Raw genomic sequence first — 16,345 nt, 5'->3', positions numbered from 1 at the left:
CGTCCGCCGACCGTAAGGCGCCCGCCGGACTCTCGGCCACCGGGGCCGTCACGGCGCGTGCTCCTTGCCGAGCAGCAGCCGCGCCACCGTCAGCTTGGTGGCCGCCGCGGTGCCGTCCGCGAGCTGCAGCCCGATGACGTCCCGCAGTCGCTGGGCGACCGGTCCGTCCTCGCTCCAGCCCAGGTGACCCATGGTCAGCAGTGCCTGGTGCACGGCCTCCACGGCCGCCTTCGGGGCCCACCACTTGGCCATGTTCGACGGGACCCGCGGGTCCTCGCCGCGGTCCGACTTGCCCAGCGCCTCGAAGGACACGAGCCGCGCCGCGTGCAGCAGCGTGGTGTGCTCCACGAGCGGGAACACGACCGACTGGTAGCGGCTGATCGGCTGCCCGAACGCGGTCCGCCCGGTCGCGTGCGTATACGCCTCCGCCAGAGCCGCGTTCCCGACGGCTATCGCCATCAGCGCGATGTACGCCCGGGAGACCGCGAAGCCGCGCATCACCGCGGCGAAGCCGCCACCGGGCGCCCCGACCAGGTCCTCCGGCCCGGCCCGCAGGCCGTCGAAGACCAGCCGGCCACGTCCGCCGGAGCGGCAGCCGAGGTCGGTCAGCCGCTCCTTGCGGACCCGGTCGCCGTCCAGCGGCACGTAGAAGGCGCTGATGCCGTGCGCGCCCTCGCCGCCGGTGCGCGCGAACACCAGCGCGTGCGTGGCGTAGGCCGTCACCATGATCGAGGTCTTCTCGCCGGTGAGTACCCAGCCGTCGCCGTCGGGCTCGGCGCGCATCTCGATGCCCGCCGCGTCCGTGCCGTGCCCCGCCTCGGTCAGCGCGAGCGCCACCACCGCCTCGCCGCGGGCGATCGGCGGCAGCCAGCGCTCCAGCTGGGCCGCGTCCCCGTGCGAGGCGAGCACCCCGCCGATCAGCGCGGCGTTCAGCACCGGGAAGCAGACCGACAGGTCGGCCGCCGCCAGCTTCTCCAGGGCGATGCCGGCGCTCACGGCGTCCAGACCGAGGCCGCCGTACTCGGGCGGCACCCGCAGCGCGAACAGGTCGGCCGCGGCCAGGTCCTCGATCAGCCCCGGGCGGTACGCCCCGCGCCGGTCGTTCTCCTGACGGTGCGGCGCGATCTTCTCGGCGGCGAACTCCTCGATCCGCTTGGCCAGTTCTTCCTGGCGGGGGGTGAAGGCGTCCTGGGAGGCGAAGGTGTCGTTCATGAGGCCGTGCGTCCTTCCTGGGCCCGGAGCCGGTCCCGGAGCGCGAATTTCTGGATCTTTCCGGAGGGGGTGCGCGGCAGGGCCGGCACCAGTTCCAGCCGCTCGGGCCAGTACGTACGGGCCATGCCGAGTCCGGCCAGATGGGCTCGGACGTCCTCCAGGCCGGGGGCGGCGCCCTGGGTGACGAGGAAGGCGCAGGCGCGTTCACCGAGCCGGGCGTCCGGGTAACCGACCACCGCGACGTCCTTGACCGCGCGATGGCGCAGCAGGGCCCCCTCGACCTCCACGACCGGGATGTTCTCGGCGCCGCGCATGATCACGTCCTTGACGCGGCCGGTGATCCGTATCCCGCCGTGACCGTCGTCCCGGGCCAGGTCCCCGGTGTCGAACCAGCCGTCGGCGGTGACGCAGGCGTCGTACACCGCGTGGCGCCGGAAGTAGCCCAGGCACTGGGCGGAGCCGCGCACCTGGAGCAGCCCGGCCGTACCCGGCTCCACCGGCTCGCCGTTCCGCCCGACGATCCGCACCTCCATGCCGGGCACGGGCGTGCCGTCGCTCTCGGCGGCGCGCAGCACCGGCTGTCCGGGCCGGGTGACGGTGACGCAGCCGTTCTCGGTCATGCCCCACAGCGCGTAGACCCGGCAGCCGAGCACCTCACGGGCGTCCTCCACGAGCAGCGGCGCTATCGGCGCGCTGCCGGTGGCGAAGCTGCGCAGCGCCGAGAGGTCGTGCGGGGTCTCGCGCTGGGCGTCGATCAGGTCCGAAAGGAAGGTGGGGGCGCCCATGAAGAACGTCACCCGCTGCTCCTGGAGCGTGCGCAGCATCAGCCGCGGGTCCCAGCGGTCCACCTGCACGGCGGTCGCGCCGAGGAGCAGAGGCATCACGAAGTTCCAGGTGAAACCGGCCTGGTGGGTGGTCGGCGAGCCCATGGCGGTGACCTCGTCACCGGTCAGACCGAGGACGTCGGCCTGCGCGCGGTTCATCGAGTACAGCGTGTTGTGGCTGTGCACGACGCCCTTGGGTTCTCCCGTGGTCCCCGAGGTGAACATGATCTGCCCGGCGTCGTCGGGCCCGGCCTCGATCGCGTCCAGGGAGGCGAGCAGCTCCGGATCGGGTTCCGGCGCGTAGAGATCACGCCCGAAGTCCAGGGCGCCGCCGGCCAGGTCCTCGGTGCTCGCCCCCAGCAGCACCCGGTGGCGCAGGGTGGGGACGGCGCCGGCGACCTCCGCGCTCATCTCCCCGTAGGAGAAGCCGCGCGTCTGAGAGGCGCCGATGTAGACGGGGCTCGCGGTGAGCCGGGTCATGAACTCCACCTCGCGGCGGCGCATGACCGGGACCACCGGGCCCGGGACCGCGCCGACCCGGGCGGCGGCCAGGCAGAGCGCCACCAGCTCCCAGGAGTTGGGCAGTTGCAGGGTCACCACGTCGCCGCGGCGTACCCCGAGGCGGAGCAGACCGACCGCGAGCCGGTCGACGCGGCGGGCCAGTTCGGCGTAGCTCACCGACTCGTGGGCGGTGCCCCGGTAGCAGACCAGGGCGGCCCGGTCCGGCCTTTCCCGGGCCCAGCGGCGCAGGTCGTGCAGGACCGTCTCGTCCCGCCACCAGCCGGCGGCGCGATAGGCGTCGGCGGCGGTCAACGGGTGCCTCCCGACCGCGAGACGAGCGAGTCGCGGGCACGCTCGGCGATCGCCCGCGCGCTCACCCCGCCGCGTTCGAGCAGATAGCGCTGGCTGCCGGCGACGGGGACGAACTCGTCCGGCAGCGCCATCCGGTGCACCCGCACCGGACGCACGGCGCTGAGCGCCTCGGCGACCGCCGAGCCGAACCCGCCGGAGCTCCAGTGCTCCTCCACGGTGATCACCGTGTCGCGGACGCCCAGCGAGCTGAGCAGCGCCGGGGTGTCCAGCGGCTTGACCGTGTGCAGGTGCAGCACGTTCGCCGTGATGCCCTCGCACTCCAGGAGGTCGGCCGCCTCCAGGGCGGCGAGCGTCGGGTAGGGGCCGCACGCGGCGAGCGTGACGTCCGTGCCGTGCCGCAGCTGCTGGGCCTTGCCGAGCCGCAGCGGCGGACCGGCGGGCAGGTCGGGGGTGGCGCCCCGGCCGAGCCGGAAGTAGACCGGACCGCCCAGGGTGAGCGCCTGGCGCAGGAGTTCCCCGGTGCCGGCGGCGTCGCCGGGGACCACCACGGTCATGTGGGGCAGCGCCCGCATCACCGCGAGGTCCTCCAGGGCGTGGTGGGTCGGGCCGAGGTGCCCGGCCGACACCCCGGAGTGGGTGGCCGCGATCAGCACCGGAAGGTTCCCCATCGCGATGTCGATCTTCACGGCCTCCACCGCGCGGGAGGAGGCGAACGCGGCCATGGTGTTGACCAGGGGGATGCGGCCTTCGCGGGCCAGGCCGGCGGCCGTCCCCATCAGGGTGTGCTCGGCGATGCCGAGGTTGAGGTACCGGTCGGCGGCGGAACCGAAGTCCACCCCTCCGAACAGTCCGGTGTCGCTGTCCAGGACGACCAGGCGCGGCTCGCCGGGCAGGAGTTCGGCGACGGTGTCGCGGTAGACCTCGCGGGCGGCGCGGGCGGGGGCGGGGGCCGTACTCATCGGCGCTCACCGCCCGTCGAGGCGCGGACCGCGTTGAGCGCCCGCAGGTGCTGCCGGCCGTTCAGCCGCGCGTAGTGGCTCCGTGCCTGGCCCTCCACGAAGGGAACGCCCTTGCCCTTGACGGTGTGCGCGATGATCACGGTGGGCGCCTGCGGGTCGGCCGGCAGGGTCAGCGCGCGGGTGAGCTCCTCGGTGTCGTGCCCGTCGGCCTCCAGCACCCGCCAGCCGAAGGCCCGCCAGCGATCTGCCAGCGGCTCCAGGGAGTTGACGCTCTCGGTGCCGCCGGTGATCTGGAGGCCGTTGCGGTCGACGATCGCGGTGAGGCTGTTCAGCCGGTGTGCGGAGGCGACCGAGGCGGCCTCCCAGACGGAGCCCTCCTGGAGCTCGCCGTCGCCCATCACCACGAAGGAGCGCCGGTCGGAGCCGTCGAGTCGGTTGGCCAGCGCGTAGCCGACCCCGAGTGCGAGCCCGTGGCCGAGCGAGCCGGAGGCGATCTCCACGCCAGGGATCTCCGGGTGCGGGTGGGCCATGAAGTGGCTGCCGGGCCGGGCGTACTCGTCGAGTACCTCGGCCGGGAAGTAGCCGGCCTCGCACAGCGTCGCGAACAGGGCGATGCCGCCGTGGCCCTTGCTCAGCAGCAGCACGTCGCGCTCGGGCAGGCCCGGGAAGCGCGGGTCGTGCCGCATCACCCGGAAGTAGAGGACGGACAGGATCTCGACGAGCGACATCGAACCGCCGAGGTGGCCGCCCTCGGGTCCGGCGCACATGGCGACGATGTGTTCCCTGATCCGGCGGGTGACGGCGGCCGGCTCCGTCGTGTCGGGTCCGTGCGCGTCGAGGCCGGTGACGTCCGTGCCGGTGATGTCGGTGCGGGCGGGGGCGCCCCGCAGCAGAGGTGGGCTGCTCATGGCTGGGTCCTTTCGACTGGTACGTGGGGCGGGGCTCGGGTGCGGGGCCGTGGGAGGGAGCCGGCCGGACGGGTCCGGCGGTCCCGGCGGGGCCGCGGGGGAGGGTCCGGCCGGGCGGGTCAGTTGGGGTGCAGGCCGGTGAACTCCAGTCCGCGCTCCTCGGGTTCGCCGAAGCGCACGTTCATGCACTGCACCGCGTTGCCCGCGCCGCCCTTGACGAGGTTGTCCAGTGCCGCGATCACGGTGACCGTGGCGGCGCCGCGGTCGAGGGCGAACCCGATGTCGCAGAAGTTGGAACCGGAGAGGATCTTGGCGTCGGGGAAGCGGTGCAGTCCGCGCCGCGCCGCGACGATGCGCATGAACGGCTCGTCGGCGTAGCGGGACCGGTAGGCGGAGCGGATGGCCCGCTCGTCGACCCCCTCGGCCAGTGTCGCCCGGCTGAGGAGCTGGACCCCCCGGACAGCCTCCACACCGGTCGCCGACATCCGTACGGTGTGGCCGGTGGCCTGGGCGATCTCCGCCTCGTGCCGGTGCCGGGTCGGAGCGAACACCCGCAGCGCTCCGCTGCGTTCGGCGTGCAGGTTCTCCGCTCCGGCCTTCGCGCCCGAACCGCTGGAGCCGGTCCGGGCGTCCACGGTGATGTCCCCGGTGATGAGCCCGGCCTCGGCCAGCGGGACCAGCGACAGGATGCCCGCGGCGGCCATGCAGCCGGGTACGGAGATCCGGTCCGCGGTGCGCAGCGCCTGCCGGTGGTGCTCCGGCAGCCCCTGGACGAAGGTCGGGATGAGCCCGGGTGCCTCGTGCGGTGTGCCGTAGTAGTCCTCGTACGTGCCGGTGTCCCGCAGCCGGAAGTCGCCGGACAGGTCGATGACGACGCCCGCCCTGTCCAGGAACTCCGGCATCCGGCGCATGGTCTCGCGGTGCGGGGTCGCCAGGAAGAGCACGTCGCAGCGCGGGAGCTGGTCCTCCGAGGAGAAGGCCAGCTTGGTGCGGTGGCGCAGGTTCGGGTGGACGCCGTCGATCTGGCGTCCCTGGAGGGTGCGCGAGGTGGCGGCGACCACGTCGACCTGCGGGTGGTTGACGAGCAGCCGCAGCAGCTCCCCGCCGATGTAGCCGGCCGCTCCCAGCACTGCTGCGCGGATCATGACTGTGCCCCTGCCTTCGCTGTCAGGAGGGCGGCGATGGTCTCCGCCACATCGAGGTCCGTTCCGTACGTCGACTGCAGGCCCCGGAACTCGACCCGGTCGTTGACCTCCAGGACGGTGAGCCGGCCGCCCGGCTCCTCCAGGAGGTCCACCCCGGCGAGCGTGGCGCCGACGGTGTCCGCCGCAGCCACCGCGAGGGCGGTCAGCTCCGGCTCCAGCGGGCAGCGTTCGCTGACCGCGCCCCTGGCCACGTTGGTGCGCCAGTCCTCGCTCCTGCGGTACGTCGCCCCGACCGCCCGGCCGCCCACGACGAGGACCCGGATGTCCCGGTCCGCCTTGGCGATCTCGCGCTGGACGTAGACGATGTGCGACTGCGGGGAGGGCAGTGCGGCGAGGTGTTCCAGGACGGCCTCGGCCATGGCCCGGTCGGTGACGCGGGTGACCAGGCGCCCCCAGGACCCGACCAGCGGCTTGATCACCGCGGGATAGCCCAGTTCCTCGAGTGCCTTGAGCGCCGCCTCGGGAGTCAGGGCGAGCGTGGTCTCCGGGGTGGGCAGGCCCCGGGCGACCAGGGTCGCCGAGGTCTGCCACTTGTCCCCGCAGACCGCCGTCGCGGCGGCGGTGTTGAGCACCGTCACGCCCGCCGACTCCAGTGCGGACGCCGCGTAGAGCGCCCGGTAGTGGCCCACCTCGCGGTTGAGCACGGTCTGCGGGCCGTCCCAGGGCGTACCGGCCCGGACGGACAGGGTGCGGGGGTCGATCTGTTCGCAAGCGACGCCGCGCCTCTCCAGCGCGGTCAGGATGTTCTTCTCCTCGAACCGCACCCGGGAGGCGAGGACACCGAGGCGCGCTGCCGCAGAGCTCATCAGGGAAATCTCCTTCTCGTCTTCTCGTCGGGATGGCCGGCCCGTTACTCGCCCCAGTCCTCCTCGACCTCGGGGGCCAGAATCAGAAGCGGCGGCTCGACGGACTCGATTTCGAGTTCCAGGCGGCACTCCGGGCACTCGACTATTTCGCTGACCCGGGCGTCCGTTCCCAGCGAGACTTCGGCGTCGCATTCCGGGCATGCGGGGGCTACGAGGGTTTCCTGCATGGCGATTTCCTCAATTCTTCCGGCGGGTTGGTGAATCGGGAATTACTCTAGTCCGGTAATTCCGGTGTTTCGTCCTGCTTCAATGAAGGATCTGGATCGGAACGACGGTCCGTGCTTATGGGGCGGGGGGTGGGCCGGGGAGCGGTGAGGGGGGTGGGGGGGGGTGGGGCGCGGGGCCGGGGCGGTCAGGCCACGGCCGTCGCGAGGGCGGGGCCTCGTGGGTCGCCGGCCGGCGGTCCGGCCGCCTCCACCGGGGACGGACCGGCCCCCGGCCCGGTGCCGGGCCCGTCCGCACCGTCCGCCGGGACCAGCGGGTAGCCCCGCAGCGCCTGTCGGAACGCCTTCTCCGCGATGGCGACGAACTCGTCCGGCAGGCCGTCGTGGGCCAGCGCCATGGTCACCGGCAGCGGTCCGGGTGGCGCCGGAAGGCCGGGACGCACCGTCGGGGTCAGCCCCCACAGCTCGTCCCCGTTGGCGATCAGGCAGGTCATACCGAGACCCGCCTTGGCGGCCGAGCGCAGGCCGATCAGCTCGCCGCTCTCGTACGCGACCCGCCACTCGACCTCCGAGGCGTCGAGCGTCTCCCGAACCCGGCCGCGCAGCGTGCACGGTTCGGGGAAGAGTGCCAGGGGCAGCGCGTCACGCTCGCCGTGGGCCGGCCGCCCGAACCAGGCCATCCGCATCCGGCCCAGTTCCCGGCTCCGCGTGCCGGCGGCCGACGGATCGCCCTGGAGCAGCAGCGCCGCGTCGAGCTGCCCGCTGGACAGCTGCGCCTCGAGCTCCTCGCTCGCCCCGGTCCGTACGCTCAGCTGGGCCTGCGGCATGCCCCGGTTCAGCAGCCGCAGGAACTCCGGCAGCACCTCACCGAGCTGGCTCGTCACGCCGATCGACACCATGATCTGGCCGGACTGCGGGACGAACCGGTCGACCGCCTCGTCGTTGAGCGCCACCATGCGACGGGCGTACCGCAGGAGCTCCTCGCCCCGCGGGCTGAGCCGCAGGTTGCGCCCCGTCGAGGCGAACACCGGGCTCCGTATGAGACCGCTCAGCTGGCGTATCTGCTGGCTGACCGCGGGCTGGGTGATGTGCAGGGACTCCGCCGCCCGCCGGAAGCCGCCGAGCTCCACCACGGCCACCAGAGTCCGCAGCCTGTTTATCTGCAAGTCGTGATGCATTCTCCCACCCACATCGTCAGAAGGACGTTCCGTGAAGTCTGCGGCTCAGCCTAGGGCGGCCTCTTTCGGCCGCGCCACGGATGGCGTCACGGACCCGATGTGACATCGTCATACGGCGGGCATGCGCTGCTCAAGAAGGGGGAATCACCCCGACTTATTCGAGCCATAAAAAGGCGCCATCGGTTTACTCCCCCCGGATGGCCGCCGCTGCCTAATGTGAATGACCACCGAACATTTCACCGAAATCCTGGGGAGACATCATGCTGGCAGCCACCGCCGATTCCGCCGTGCAGCAGGGAGTCCGGATACAGCTCGCGGACCCGGACCTGGCCACCCGCAGCCCGGGGGAGGAGTTCGCCTGGTCCGTGGGCACCGCGGGACCGGGCCAGGACCACGTGGTCCCCTTCCGCGCCCATCTCCCGGCCGTCTTCCCGCTGTTCGCGACCCGCCCCCGCTACGCGGTCCGCCACCTGCTGAAGACCGCCTCGGTCGCCGACGCGCCGGTGACCTTCGTGCACGAGCCGCCGGCCGCCCGCCTGGCCGCCGCCGGGACCTCCTACCAGGCCACCCCGGAAGGCGCGTTCGCCCCCCGGCTGGAGCAGGCCGAACTCACCGACCTGACGGTGCGGGTGCCGCTGCCCGCCGGACTCCTCGACGAGCCGGCGCTCCTCGCCTCCTTCGTCGACTACCGCGTCCTCGTCCGGCTGTCCGTGGTGGAGAACGAGACGCTGCTGCACGGCAGCGCGGACAAGACCGTCACCGGCCTGCTGAACCTGCCCGAGATCCGCCGCGGCACGCTCGGTGACGACGTCCACGCGGCCATCACCGAGGCCGCCGCCGAGGTCGAGGAGACCGGCGGCTCCTGCGACGGGATCGTCGTCCACCCCTTCACCTACTGGGAGCTCGTCCGGGCCGGCGTCCTCGGGCAGCTGGGCGCCGCGGGCATCACCGTCTCGCGCACCCGCATGATCCCGCGCGGCCAGGTCCTGCTCGGCGACTTCCGGGCCGCCGTCACGCTCCTCGTCCCGGGCGTCGCCTCGCTGGCGCTGCTCCGCGGAGCGGGCCCTGACGGCTCCGACCTCGTCGAGGCGAGCAGCCGGATCGGTCTCGCCGTCCACCTGCCGCAGCACTTCCTGCTGCTGACCCGCGACTGACGGCGGTCCGCGACCGACGCGCCCGCGCGGGCGACCGCGACGGGCCGCACCCAGAAGGGACCCCCACCACCATGACAGGCCCCTCCCCGCGCGTCCTCTACATCACCGGATGGATGCGCAGCGGCAGCACCCTGCTCGGCAACGTCCTCAACGAGCTTCCCGGCGTCCGGCACGTCGGAGAGCTGTACTACCTGTGGCGCAACGGCGTGCTCGGCGCCGGCACCAACTCCGTCTGCGGCTGCGGACAGCCCGTCCTCGCGTGCCCGCTCTGGTCCGGGGTCCTCGCGGCGCTGCCCGAAGCCCCGACCGAGGCCACCGCGCACCGGATCGCCGTCCTCCAGCAGGCGCTGCTGCGTACCCGGCACACCCCGGCGCGACTCGCCGAGGCACGCGGCGAACGGCCCACCGCCCCCGGTGTGACCGAACTCCTGGACCACTCGGCGTCCGTCTACCGGCAGGTCGCCGCGCTCGGCGGCGACCGGCTCATCGTGGACGGTTCCAAGTACCCGGCGGAGGCCGCCGCCCTCCTCGGCCGGCGGGACCTGGACGTCCGGGTCCTGCACATCGTGCGCGACCCGCGCGCCACCGCCCTGTCCTACCGCAGCGCCAAGGACTACATCGACCCCATGTCCCCGGCCCGCAGCAGCGGCTACTGGACCGCGTTCAACCTCGCCTCCGAGCTCGTCGGGCGGACCGCCGGCCCGCGCTATCTGCGGGTCCGGCACGAGGATCTGGCGCGCGGCCCGCGCGAGGTGACGGCCCGGGTCCTGCGCTTCGCCGGCCTCGACGACGCGTCCCCGGTGGACGCCGACGGCCGGATCCCGCTCGGCGCCAACCACACCGTCACGGGCAACCCGGACCGGCTGCGCCGCGGCGTCACCCGGATCAGGCCCGACGAACGCTGGCGCACCGCGCTGCCCGGCGCGGACATCGCCGCGGCCACGGCGGCGGCGGCCCCGCTGCTGAGCCGCTACGGCTACCCGCTCGCCCCCGTCCGCCCGCCCCGGGCGGGCCGGTCCGGCCACGCGCCCGACGCCCGGCGGACCCCGACACCGGCCGGCCGGCCGGAACCGTCCGTCACCGGAGCCGCCTCGCGGGGTGAGGCCACGTGAATCTCGGTCTCGCCGGACGGGCCGCCATGGTGGCCGCGTCCAGCAGCGGAATCGGTCTCGCGATCGCCCGAGCGCTGGCGGCCGAGGGCGCCGACGTGTCCCTCTGCGGCCGTGACCCCGAGCGGCTGGCCCGCGCCCACAAGGAGGTCGACGCCTGCGGGCCGGGCCGGGTGCTGAGCACTGTCGTCGACCTGTGCGACGAGGACGCCGCGGCCGGCTGGGTCCGGCACACCGCCGAGGAGTTCGGTGCCCTGCACGTACTGGTCACCAACTCCGGCGGGGTGCCCTTCGGCCCCGTGGAGAGCTTCGAGGTCGCCGAGTACCGCGAGGCGGTGAACGGCAACCTGCTGCCCCATGTGTCGCTGTCGCTGGCCGCCGCGCCGTACCTGCGGGAGGCCGGCTGGGGACGGATCGTCATGATCACCTCCGAGTCCGTGCGCCGGCCCCACCCGGGCAGCGGGCTGTCCTCGGTGGCCAGGCTCGGCGTCCTGGGCTTCGCCCGGGGCCTCGTCGACGCCTTCGGACCGGCGGGGGTGACCGTCAACGTCCTCGCGCCCGGCTTCCACCGCACCCCGATCCTCGACGTGCAGTACGGGGACGAGGTCGAGGAACGCCTCGCCGAGGTCGCGGCCGGGATCCCGCTCGGCCGGATCGGCCGCGCGGAGGACCTGGGCGCCCTGGTGGCCTTCCTCGCCGCCGAACAGGCCGGGTTCGTCACCGGAGCCGTACTGGTCGCGGACGGGGGCAACTCCCGCGGCATCGGCTGACCGCACCCGCGCCCGCCCGTACCCCCGCCCGCCCGCACCCCGCCCACCGTCACCAGCCGAAGGAGTTCCGTCCATGCCAGCCCTCGGGGAAGTCGCCAGCTCACGCGAGGCCGCGCTGTACGTGGTCAAGCTGGGCAGCGCCACGCTGCTCCACAGTCAGGTCTTCGACGAACTGCTCGAACTCAGCCGGCGCGGCGCGCGGCTGCTCGTCATCGCCGGGGGAGCGGCCGGCATCGCCGAGCACTACCGGCGCACCGGCCGCGAGATCCGCACCCTGGTCTCCCGCAACGGCGACGAGATCCGCTACTGCCCCCCGTCGGAGATGCGCCACATCGTCGCCGCGTACGAAGAGGTCACCCTGCCCCTGGTGGAGGAGGAGCTCACCAGGCGCGGACTGTCCGTCTTCGCGGCGGTCGCCCGTACCGGAGCCCTCGTCAAGGCCACCGTCAACGGTCCGTTGCGGGTCCGGGAGGACGGCCGGACCCGGCTCGTGCGGGACCACCGCGCCGGCACGGTCAGCTCCGTCGACGTCCCCCGGCTCACCGGCCTGCTGTCCACCTTCGACGTCGTCTGCCTCTCCCCGCCGGTCGCCGACGCCGAAGGCGGCACCCCGCTCAACGTCGACGCCGACGTACTCGCCGCCGAGGCGGCCCTGGCCCTGGACGCCGACCACCTCCGGCTGGTCACCGGCACCGCCGGACTGCTCACCGACCCGGCCGACCCCGCCAGCAGCCTGCGCCACCTCACCGAGGGCGAGGGCCGCCGCTACGCCAAGGGCCGCATGCGGCAGAAGGTACGCGCCGCCGAGATCGCCCTGAGGGGCACCTCGGACACCGCGATCACCGGACCGCACACGCTGTCCGCGGCGGGCGCCACCTGGTTCTGGCGGGCACCCGCCCCGGCCCCCGACCTCGATCTGCTGGCCCGCACCGTGGAACTGTCCTCGGTCTCCCGGGACGAGCGGGAGATCGCCGAGTTCCTCGCCGAATGGTGCGCGGACCACGGCGTCAAGGCCGAGATCGACGCCGCGAACAACCTGGTCGCCACCAAGGGAGCGGGCTCCCGCCGGCTGCTGATGCTCGGCCACCTGGACACCGTCCCGCACCGCTGGCCGGTCCGCTGGGACGGCGAGGTGCTCTCCGGACGCGGATCGGTGGACGCCAAGGGCAGCCTGGTGACGTACCTCCAGACCCTGGCCTCCTACGACCCGCCCGAAGGCGTGGAACTGCGCGTGGTCGGCGCGGTGGAGGAGGAGATCACCGGCGCCGGCGCCTTCCACGTCCGCGACGCCTACCCGGCCGACGCGGTCGTCGTCGGCGAGCCCAGCGGCGCGGAGGCCCTCACCCTCGGCTACTACGGTCTGGTCAAGGTCCGCTTCAGCGTGCGGGAACCCACCGGGCACACGGCCGGCGAAGGCGTCCGTACCGCGGGCGACCGCATGGTCGACGTGCTCTCCAAGGTCCCGGCCGCCGTCGCGGCCCTCCACCCGGACGCCCTGACCGCCGTCCTCGGCGTCAGCGCCCTCAACCAGGGCGACACCCAGTCCGGCGAGGCCGTCGTGGACGTCCGCGTCCCCCCGGGCCTCGACCCGGACGAGACCGTCGCAGCCCTGCGCGCCCTCGCCTCGGGACCGGTCCGCGCCGACGTCCTGCGGGCCACCCCCGGGGTCACCACCCGACGCACCAGCCCGCTCGTCAAGGCGTTCCAACGGGCTTTCTCCGAGGAGGGCGTGACACCCCGCTACCTCATGAAGAAGGGCAGCAGCGACATGAACACGCTGGCCACCACCTGGCGCGGCGTGCCCATGGTCGCCTACGGCCCCGGCGACGCCAGGCTCGACCACACCCCCGACGAACACCTGCACGCGGACGAGTTCCGGCGCGCCCAGCGTCTGCTGACCGCCGCCGTCCGAGAATGGAGCTCGATGTGACCGTCCTGACGGCCGCCCCCGCGCACGACCTCGCGGCCCCCTCCACGCACTGCACCTGCTACCCCGGATCGACCCTCTGGCTCACCGGCCTGCCCAGCGCGGGCAAGACCACGCTCGCGAACGCCACCGCCGACCTGCTGCGCGCCCGCGGCCGACGGGTGGAGGTCCTCGACGGCGACGAACTGCGCCGGACCTTCTCGGCCGGCCTCGGATACACCCGCGCCGACCGGCACCGCAACGTCGAGCGCATCGGCCGGGTCGCCCAGGTCCTGGCCCGCAACGGCATCACGGTCCTGGTGCCGGTCATCGCGCCCTATGCGGAGTCCCGCGACCTGGTCCGCTCCTGGCACCGCGACAGCGGCACCGCCTTCCTGGAGGTCCATGTCGCCGCCCCGCTGTCGGTGTGCGCCCGGCGCGACGTCAAGGGACTGTACGCCCGCCAGGCCGCCGGCGAGATCAGCGGCCTGACCGGTGTCGACGACCCCTACGAGGAGCCGCGCGATCCCGATCTGAGGGTCCGCTCCCATACCCAGACCGTCACCGATTCCGCGCAGGAGCTGCTCGTCCTGCTCTCCGCCAGGGGGCTGCTGTGAGCGACGCAGACCCGGCCACCGCAAACGAAAGGAGCGCGACATGACCGCCACGACGGTCACCCCGTTCGCAGCCCCGTCGCTGCCCACCGTCCACACCGGCGACGCCTTCGGGCTCTCCCATCTCGACACGGTCGAGTCGGAGGCGGTGCACATCTTCCGTGAGGTGGCGGGTGAGTTCGAGCGGCCGGTGATCCTGTTCTCCGGTGGTAAGGACTCGATCGTGATGCTGCATCTGGCGTTGAAGGCGTTCGCGCCGGCGCCGGTGCCGTTCACGTTGCTGCATGTGGACACCGGGCACAACTTTCCCGAGGTGCTGGAGTACCGGGACCGGACGGTCGCCGCGCACGGGCTGCGGTTGTATGTCGCCTCCGTGCAGGACTACATCGACGACGGCCGGTTGCGGGAGCGCCCGGACGGGACGCGTAACCCGTTGCAGACGGTGCCGTTGACGGAGGCGATCCGTCAGCACCGGTTCGACGCGGTGTTCGGTGGCGGCCGGCGTGACGAGGAGAAGGCGCGGGCCAAGGAGCGGGTGTTCTCCCTGCGCGACGAGTTCTCGCAGTGGGACCCGCGTCGTCAGCGGCCCGAGCTGTGGCAGCTGTACAACGGGCGGCACGCGCCGGGTGAGCACGTGCGGGTGTTCCCGTTGTCGAACTGGACCGAGCTGGACGTGTGGCAGTACATCCAGCGCGAGGACATCGCCCTGCCCCGGATCTACTTCGCGCACGAGCGGGAGGTCTTCGCCCGTGACGGGATGTGGCTGGCCCCCGGAGCGTGGGGCGGTCCGAGGGACGGCGAGCGGGTGGAGAAGCGGCTGGTGCGCTACCGCACCGTCGGAGACATGTCCTGCACCGGCGCCGTCGACTCCGACGCCACCACCGTCGAGGCCGTGATCGCCGAGATCGCCGCCTCCCGCCTCACCGAACGCGGCGCCACCCGCGCCGACGACAAGATGTCCGAGGCCGCGATGGAAGACCGCAAACGCGAAGGGTACTTCTAACCGTGAACATCACCGAAGCGCCCACCGGCGCCCCCCGCGCGAGCGGCCCCCGCACCGCCGCCGACACCCTGCGCCTCGCGACCGCCGGCTCCGTCGACGACGGCAAGTCCACCCTCGTCGGCCGCCTGCTCCACGACTCCAAATCGGTCCTCACCGACCAGCTCGAAGCCGTCGAACACGCCTCCCGCTCCCGCGGCCAGGAAACCCCCGACCTCGCACTGCTCACCGACGGCCTGCGCGCCGAACGCGAGCAGGGCATCACCATCGACGTGGCCTACCGCTACTTCGCCACCAGCCGACGCCGCTTCATCCTCGCCGACACCCCCGGCCACGTGCAGTACACCCGCAACATGGTCACCGGCGCCTCCACCGCCGACCTCGCCCTCGTCCTCGTCGACGCCCGCAACGGCGTCGTCGAACAAACCCGCCGCCACCTTGCCGTCGCCGCACTCCTGCGGATCCGTCATGTGACCCTCGTCGTCAACAAGATGGACCTGGTGGACTGCTCCGAGGAGGTGTTCGCCCGCACCGCCGCCGCGTTCTCCGCCTGTGCGGACGCACTCGGCATCGAGCGGGTGACCGCCATCCCCATCTCGGCCCTCGCCGGCGACAACGTCGTCCGCCCCTCCGAGCGCATGGACTGGTACGCCGGACCCACCGTCCTCGAACACCTGGAGTCGGTCCCCGTCGGTGCCGATCCGCGCACCGAGGCGGCCCGCCTGCCCGTCCAGTACGTGATCCGTCCGCAGACCGCCGCCCACCCCGACTACCGCGGCTACGCCGGCCAGATCACCTCCGGTGTACTGCGGGTCGGCGACCGGATCACCGTCCTGCCCTCCGGCGGGGCCAGCACCGTAGCCGCCATCGACACCCTGGACGGCGCCACCACCGACACCGCCTGGGCACCCCAGTCGGTGACCGTACGTCTCGCCGACGACCTGGACATCGCCCGCGGCGACCTCATCGCCCCCGCCGCCGGCGCGCCCCGTGCCGTCCGGCGGCTGACCGCCACCGTCTGTCACCTGGGCGACCAGCCGCTGTTCGCCGGACGGCAGGTGCTGCTCCGGCACACCACCCGCACCGTCCGGGCCGTCGTCGCCGAGATCTCCTCGCGGCTCGACCTGGAGGACCTCTCGGAGCGACCGGGCACCGACACGCTCCGCATGAACGACATCGGCCGCGTCGTGCTGCGCACCGCCGAGCCGATCGCCCTGGACGGCTACGCCGACTTCCGGCGCACCGGGTCCTTCCTGCTCGTCGACCCCGTCGACGGCACCACCCTGACCGCCGGCATGGCGGACGGACCGACCACCGGGGAGGGGAAGTGACGTCCTCGCCGGATGACCATGAGAAGTTCATGCCGGCCCGGTGACGCCAGCACTGTCGGCCCTTCCCCTCCGACCAGCAGACTCTTCCCCGTCAGCAGGTCAGCACCCCACCGGAAGGGCCGACACATGAACCTCAACGTCACCACCACCGCCGCCACCACCGCCCCCGTCGTCGAGGACCTGGTCATCGAGGACTTCGGCGCAGCGGCCTTCGAGCAGTACCAGCCCGGCACCTGCATCTGCTGGACGGGCGAGCTGACCGGCGAGTAGCCCGCTCCAGAGCTCCACGAACTCCCGCACCACCGCTTCGGGCAGCCGCACCCGGCCAACCG

At 73.1% G+C, this 16,345-nt stretch carries 16 protein-coding genes; 8 read left to right on the top strand and 8 right to left on the bottom strand.

The annotated features are described in order from the left end of the window. Positions 1-48: 48 nt before the first annotated feature. The 8 genes from OG393_RS09230 to OG393_RS09195 form a co-directional block, all read right to left on the bottom strand. Positions 49-1,212: an acyl-CoA dehydrogenase family protein gene (locus OG393_RS09230; protein WP_327374151.1), complete on the bottom strand. Its 1,164-nt coding sequence runs from the start codon at positions 1,210-1,212 to the stop codon at positions 49-51. Continuing rightward, on the bottom strand, positions 1,209-2,849 hold the full coding sequence (locus OG393_RS09225; RefSeq protein ID WP_327374150.1) for an AMP-binding protein: 1,641 nt from the start codon (positions 2,847-2,849) through the stop codon (positions 1,209-1,211). The genes OG393_RS09230 and OG393_RS09225 overlap by 4 nt, the downstream gene beginning before the upstream one ends. After that, on the bottom strand, positions 2,846-3,808 hold the full coding sequence (locus tag OG393_RS09220) for a transketolase family protein (RefSeq protein WP_327374149.1): 963 nt from the start codon (positions 3,806-3,808) through the stop codon (positions 2,846-2,848). The genes OG393_RS09225 and OG393_RS09220 overlap by 4 nt, the downstream gene beginning before the upstream one ends. Then, complete coding sequence (locus OG393_RS09215) at positions 3,805-4,575, bottom strand: transketolase (RefSeq protein WP_442817409.1); 771 nt, start codon at positions 4,573-4,575, stop codon at positions 3,805-3,807. The genes OG393_RS09220 and OG393_RS09215 overlap by 4 nt, the downstream gene beginning before the upstream one ends. 260 nt (positions 4,576-4,835) lie before the next feature. Further along, positions 4,836-5,861: an N-acetyl-gamma-glutamyl-phosphate reductase gene (gene argC, locus OG393_RS09210; RefSeq protein ID WP_327374147.1), complete on the bottom strand. Its 1,026-nt coding sequence runs from the start codon at positions 5,859-5,861 to the stop codon at positions 4,836-4,838. Continuing rightward, positions 5,858-6,727, bottom strand: coding sequence for a RimK family alpha-L-glutamate ligase (locus tag OG393_RS09205; RefSeq protein WP_327374146.1), 870 nt, complete (start codon positions 6,725-6,727; stop codon positions 5,858-5,860). The genes argC and OG393_RS09205 overlap by 4 nt, the downstream gene beginning before the upstream one ends. A gap of 44 nt (positions 6,728-6,771) precedes the next feature. Then, the gene (locus tag OG393_RS09200) at positions 6,772-6,954 is read right to left on the bottom strand and encodes a lysine biosynthesis protein LysW (RefSeq protein ID WP_327374145.1); all 183 of its coding nucleotides are present in this window, start codon (positions 6,952-6,954) and stop codon (positions 6,772-6,774) included. A gap of 185 nt (positions 6,955-7,139) precedes the next feature. Next, the gene (locus OG393_RS09195) at positions 7,140-8,117 is read right to left on the bottom strand and encodes a LysR family transcriptional regulator (protein ID WP_327374144.1); all 978 of its coding nucleotides are present in this window, start codon (positions 8,115-8,117) and stop codon (positions 7,140-7,142) included. A 272-nt stretch (positions 8,118-8,389) separates the two neighbouring features. Between OG393_RS09195 and OG393_RS09190 the strand changes: the two genes are divergently transcribed. The 8 genes from OG393_RS09190 to OG393_RS09155 all read left to right on the top strand — a co-directional run bounded on the left by OG393_RS09190 (position 8,390) and on the right by OG393_RS09155 (position 16,283). Then, positions 8,390-9,283, top strand: a complete 894-nt coding sequence (locus OG393_RS09190) for a family 3 encapsulin nanocompartment shell protein (protein WP_327374143.1) — start codon at positions 8,390-8,392, stop codon at positions 9,281-9,283. A 71-nt stretch (positions 9,284-9,354) separates the two neighbouring features. Next, positions 9,355-10,395, top strand: coding sequence for a sulfotransferase (locus OG393_RS09185; RefSeq protein WP_327374142.1), 1,041 nt, complete (start codon positions 9,355-9,357; stop codon positions 10,393-10,395). Further along, complete coding sequence (locus OG393_RS09180; protein ID WP_327374141.1) at positions 10,392-11,162, top strand: SDR family NAD(P)-dependent oxidoreductase; 771 nt, start codon at positions 10,392-10,394, stop codon at positions 11,160-11,162. The genes OG393_RS09185 and OG393_RS09180 overlap by 4 nt, the downstream gene beginning before the upstream one ends. 73 nt (positions 11,163-11,235) lie before the next feature. Then, positions 11,236-13,092, top strand: coding sequence for a M20/M25/M40 family metallo-hydrolase (locus OG393_RS09175; RefSeq protein ID WP_327374140.1), 1,857 nt, complete (start codon positions 11,236-11,238; stop codon positions 13,090-13,092). Between the two features lie 5 nt (positions 13,093-13,097). Next, the gene (gene cysC, locus OG393_RS09170) at positions 13,098-13,685 is read left to right on the top strand and encodes an adenylyl-sulfate kinase (protein ID WP_327378365.1); all 588 of its coding nucleotides are present in this window, start codon (positions 13,098-13,100) and stop codon (positions 13,683-13,685) included. A 40-nt stretch (positions 13,686-13,725) separates the two neighbouring features. Continuing rightward, positions 13,726-14,685: a sulfate adenylyltransferase subunit CysD gene (cysD, locus tag OG393_RS09165; protein WP_327374139.1), complete on the top strand. Its 960-nt coding sequence runs from the start codon at positions 13,726-13,728 to the stop codon at positions 14,683-14,685. An 8-nt stretch (positions 14,686-14,693) separates the two neighbouring features. Beyond that, positions 14,694-16,013: a sulfate adenylyltransferase subunit 1 gene (locus OG393_RS09160; protein WP_327378364.1), complete on the top strand. Its 1,320-nt coding sequence runs from the start codon at positions 14,694-14,696 to the stop codon at positions 16,011-16,013. Positions 16,014-16,139: 126 nt separating this feature from the next. Beyond that, positions 16,140-16,283 carry a hypothetical protein gene (locus OG393_RS09155; protein WP_327374138.1) on the top strand — a complete coding sequence of 48 codons (144 nt, stop codon included), beginning with the start codon at positions 16,140-16,142 and terminating at the stop codon, positions 16,281-16,283. The last annotated feature ends 62 nt before the right edge of the window (positions 16,284-16,345 follow it).

Source organism: Streptomyces sp. NBC_01216, assembly GCF_035994945.1.
In the GTDB taxonomy this organism is placed as follows: domain Bacteria; phylum Actinomycetota; class Actinomycetes; order Streptomycetales; family Streptomycetaceae; genus Streptomyces.
This window is presented reverse-complemented; position numbering and strand designations above follow the sequence as displayed.

Excerpts from the sequence above, each read along its gene's own strand:
- OG393_RS09215 (WP_442817409.1), bottom strand. The coding sequence starts at position 4,575 with ATGTGCGCCGGACCCGAGGGCGGCCACCTCGGCGGTTCGATGTCGCTC.
- OG393_RS09205 (WP_327374146.1), bottom strand. The coding sequence starts at position 6,727 with ATGAGCTCTGCGGCAGCGCGCCTCGGTGTCCTCGCCTCCCGGGTGCGG.
- OG393_RS09185 (WP_327374142.1), top strand. The coding sequence starts at position 9,355 with ATGACAGGCCCCTCCCCGCGCGTCCTCTACATCACCGGATGGATGCGC.
- OG393_RS09190 (WP_327374143.1), top strand. The coding sequence starts at position 8,390 with ATGCTGGCAGCCACCGCCGATTCCGCCGTGCAGCAGGGAGTCCGGATA.
- OG393_RS09230 (WP_327374151.1), bottom strand. The coding sequence starts at position 1,212 with ATGAACGACACCTTCGCCTCCCAGGACGCCTTCACCCCCCGCCAGGAA.
- OG393_RS09155 (WP_327374138.1), top strand. The coding sequence starts at position 16,140 with ATGAACCTCAACGTCACCACCACCGCCGCCACCACCGCCCCCGTCGTC.
- OG393_RS09220 (WP_327374149.1), bottom strand. The coding sequence starts at position 3,808 with ATGAGTACGGCCCCCGCCCCCGCCCGCGCCGCCCGCGAGGTCTACCGC.
- OG393_RS09200 (WP_327374145.1), bottom strand. The coding sequence starts at position 6,954 with ATGCAGGAAACCCTCGTAGCCCCCGCATGCCCGGAATGCGACGCCGAA.
- cysD (WP_327374139.1), top strand. The coding sequence starts at position 13,726 with ATGACCGCCACGACGGTCACCCCGTTCGCAGCCCCGTCGCTGCCCACC.
- OG393_RS09175 (WP_327374140.1), top strand. The coding sequence starts at position 11,236 with ATGCCAGCCCTCGGGGAAGTCGCCAGCTCACGCGAGGCCGCGCTGTAC.
- argC (WP_327374147.1), bottom strand. The coding sequence starts at position 5,861 with ATGATCCGCGCAGCAGTGCTGGGAGCGGCCGGCTACATCGGCGGGGAG.